This is a genomic window from Rhodococcus sp. EPR-147 (genome assembly GCF_001647185.1).
Lineage (GTDB): Bacteria > Actinomycetota > Actinomycetes > Mycobacteriales > Mycobacteriaceae > Rhodococcoides.
In genome coordinates this window covers 1-3,874 of sequence record NZ_LVCU01000067.1, presented here as the reverse complement: position 1 = coordinate 3,874, position 3,874 = coordinate 1, and the positions used below count along the sequence as shown (strand labels likewise).

2 pseudogenes are annotated in these 3,874 nt (G+C 63.2%); both read right to left on the bottom strand.

The annotated features are described in order from the left end of the window. Positions 1–460, bottom strand: a pseudogene (gene narY / locus A2J02_RS03080) (nitrate reductase subunit beta); the annotation flags it as partial. Then, a pseudogene (locus tag A2J02_RS03075) lies at positions 460–3,874 on the bottom strand (nitrate reductase subunit alpha); the annotation flags it as partial. The pseudogenes A2J02_RS03075 and narY, both read right to left, overlap by 1 nt.

The window sequence follows — 3,874 nt, the reverse complement described above, 5'->3', positions numbered from 1 at the left end:
CGCCGTACTCCGTTGCGCCGCCCAAGTTGTCGTCCCAGTTCGCAGACCAGCTGACCTTCGTGTCCTTGCCGGTCAGCAGGGATTTCGGCCGGGCCACCGGGAAGTCGTCACCGAGTGGTGCGTCGATGAGCGTCTGGTAGTCGTAGGTCCAGGGCTCGTAATAGTCGGCGATCGTGGGCTGAACGGGGCTGGCGAACAGAGTGAACAGTTTCTGCAGTCGGCCGCCGGTGCGCAGGCGCAGTTTGCCTTTCCCGTTCAGATGCCAACCGCCGCGCCACTTCTCCTGGTCCTCGTAGCGTCGTGGGTACCCCTGCCCGGGGCGGGTCTCGACGTTGTTGAACCACACGTACTCGGTTCCGGCGCGGTTGGTCCACGCCTGCTTGCATGTCACCGAACAGGTGTGGCACCCGATGCACTTGTCCAGATTCATCACCATGCCCACTTGGGCCATGACTCGCATCAGTAGGTCACCTCCTGGCTACGTTTGCGAATGGTGGCCACCATGTCGCGTTGATTACCTGCGGGACCGAGATAGTTGAAGGCGTAGGACAACTGGGCATATCCGCCGATGAGATGCGTCGGCTTCACCAGCAACCGAGTGGCAGAGTTGTGGATGCCTCCGCGGCGGCCGGTGGCCTCGGATTTGGGAACATCGATGGTTCGTTCCTGAGCATGGTGGACGTACGTGACGCCGGTCGGCATTCGGTGGCTGACGACCGCACGGCAGACCACGACGCCGTTGGCGTTCACGCACTCGATCCAATCGTTGTCCTTCACATCGATCGCGGCAGCGTCCTCGGGACTGAGCCACGCCGTCGGCCCACCTCGGGACAGCGACAGCATGAAGAGGTTGTCCTGGTACTCGGAATGGATCGACCACTTCGAGTGCGGAGTGAGGTATCGAACGGTGATCTGTTGCGCGCCATCGGGGCCCAACCTCGGCTCGCCGAACAACCGGTGCATGTCCAGGGGTGGTCGGTAGATCGGTAGCGATTCACCCATGTCGATCATCCAGTCGTGATCGAGGTAGAAATGAATTCGTCCCGTCAGTGTGTGAAAGGGCTTGAGCCGCTCGATGTTCACGGTGAACGGTGAGTAGCGACGACCCCCGGTCTCGGACCCTGACCACTCCGGCGAGGTGAGCACGGGAACTGGGCCACGCTGAGTGTCGGCGAAGGTGATGCGCTTGTCCTCCGCGCCCGCCGCCAGGTCGTCGAGGCGCTTCCCGACGCGCTTCTGCAGCTTCTCGAAACCGTCCTTCGCCAACGCGCCGTTCGTCGTACCGGAATAAGTGAGAATTGCCTCGGCCATCTTGACATCCGTGTCGATGGCCGGTCGCCCTTCGGCAGGACCTGACGGCATCACACCGTTGCTCGCAGCCAATCGGTCACTCTGCGCGGCCACGTCGTAGGTCACATTCTTGACCGCGAAACCCAGTGTGTCCGCCAGTGGTCCGACGGCCGCCAGCTTGTCCGCGATGGCCGTGTAATCGCGTTCGACCACAACGAAGTTCGGAAGATTCTTGCCCGGCGTCCCCGGGGCGGGCGAACCCTGCCAGTCCGTCACCCTGCCGTGCGGCTGTGCCGTCTCACCGGGGGTGTCGTGCTGCATCGGCACGCTGACGAGATCGTGGCGCACCCCGAGATGAATCTTCGCCAGAGACGAGAGCTTGTCGGCCAGTAGGTGGAACAGATCGAAATCCGACTTCGCTTCCCACGGTGGGTCGATCGCGGGTGAGAAGGCATGCACGAACGGGTGCATGTCGGTCGACGACAGGTCGTGTTTCTCGTACCAGGTCGCAGCCGGAAACACGATGTCGGACAGCAACGTTGTCGACGTCATTCGAAAATCTGCCGACACCATTAGATCGAGCTTGCCCTCGGGCGCTTCCTCGTGCCACTTCACGTCGTTCGGCCGCGGCGTGTTCGGGTTCTCGGTGCCCAGTACGTTGTGGTGGGTGCCCAGCAGGTTTCGCAGGAAGTACTCGTTGCCCTTGGCCGACGAGCCCATCAGGTTCGAGCGCCAGAGAATCAGTGTGCGCGGCCAGTTCTCGGGCGCGTCGATGTCGGTGATCGCGGCGGTGAGGCCGCCGTCGTGCAACTTCTCGGCAACATAGCCGCCGACCGTGGACGCGTCCCCGGTCTCCACGGCAGCATTCACCTCGTCTGCGAGATCGAGCGGATTGCGGTCGAACTGTGGGTAGAACGGCATCCAACCCATCCGCGCCGATTGCGCGATGGCGTCGGCTGTGTGTTCGTGAGTGATCGAGCTCTTCGACAACGGCGAAGCCAACGACGCCGTCGAGTAACCGTCGTTGCGCCATTGGTCGGTGTGCATGTACCAGTACGACGTACCGGTCATGGTCCGCGGCGGCCGCGACCAGTCGAGTGCATTGGCGAGAGAGATCCACCCGGTGATGGGACGGCACTTCTCCTGGCCCACGTAATGCGCCCAGCCTCCGCCGTTGCGACCCATGCACCCGGTGAGGATGAGCAGAGTCAGAATGGCGCGGTACGTGGCGTCACCGTGGAACCACTGACAGATACCTGCACCCATGATGATCATCGAGCGCCCACCGGAATCGATGGCATTGGTGGCGAACTCGCGAGCCACACGGACAGCGGCTTCGGCCGGCACACCGGTGATCTCGGCCTGCCAGGCGGGTGTGTACGGCGTGGTGACGTCGTCGTAACCGGTGGGCCATTCTCCCGGTACTCCGTCCCTGGCCACGCCGTACTGCGCGAACATGAGGTCGAAGACCGTGGTGACCAGAGCCCCGTCGACGCGGATCGCTGGGACTCCGCGCCGCAGTACCCTGCCCGAACCATCGGGGGCATCGAAAGCCGGGAGCAGTATCTCCACGTTCTCGGTGCCGCTCCGCTCGTGCAGGGTGAGCACGGGCGCGATCGTTCCGAGATCGAGATTCCAGCGACCTTCTCCCGATGCCGAGAACCGAAACCCCAATGATCCGTTGGGCACCACGGGTTCACCGGTGCCCTCGTCGAGTACGACCGTCTTCCAGACATCGTCATCGGTAGCAGCGCCGTCGGGCAATGCCGCGAGTTCGTCTGCGGTGACGAACTTTCCGGGCACGTAGGCACCGTCGTGTTCATCGAGATGAATGAGGAACGGAAGGTCGCTGTAGGTCTTGACGTAGTCGTCGAAGAACGGCACCGATCTCCGGGCGAAGAACTCGGTGAGGATGACGTGCCCCATCGCCATTGCGAGCGCGCCGTCGGTACCCGCCTGGGCCGGGAGCCATTCGTCGGCGAACTTGCTGTTGTCGGCGTAGTCGGGACTCACGGTGACGACTTTGGTTCCGCGGTAACGTACCTCGGCCATCCAATGCGCATCCGGAGTGCGTGTGACGGGAACGTTCGATCCCCACATCATCAAGTAGGTGGCGTCCCACCAATCGCCGGACTCGGGGACATCGGTCTGGTCGCCGAAGACCTGCGGGCTGGCAACCGGCAGGTCGGCGTACCAGTCGTAGAACGAGGTCATCACGCCGCCGATGAGCTGAACGAAGCGGGTACCCACGCAATGCGAGACCATCGACATCGCCGGGATCGGCGAGAATCCGGCTCAGCGATCCGGACCGTACGTCTTGATGGTGTGAACGTGCGCGGCAGCGGCGATCTCTACCGCCTCGTCCCATGAAACGCGTACCAAACCGCCTTTGCCACGTGCCTGCTGATACGACTTTCGACGCAGCGGATCACCGACCACGTCGGCCCAGGCCAGCACCGGGTCGCCCAGACGTGCCTTCGCAGCCCGGTACATCTCCACCAGTACCCCACGGGCGTAGGGATGCCGAACACGAGTGGGTGAGTATGTGTACCAGGAGAATGCGGCACCACGAGGACATCCCCGG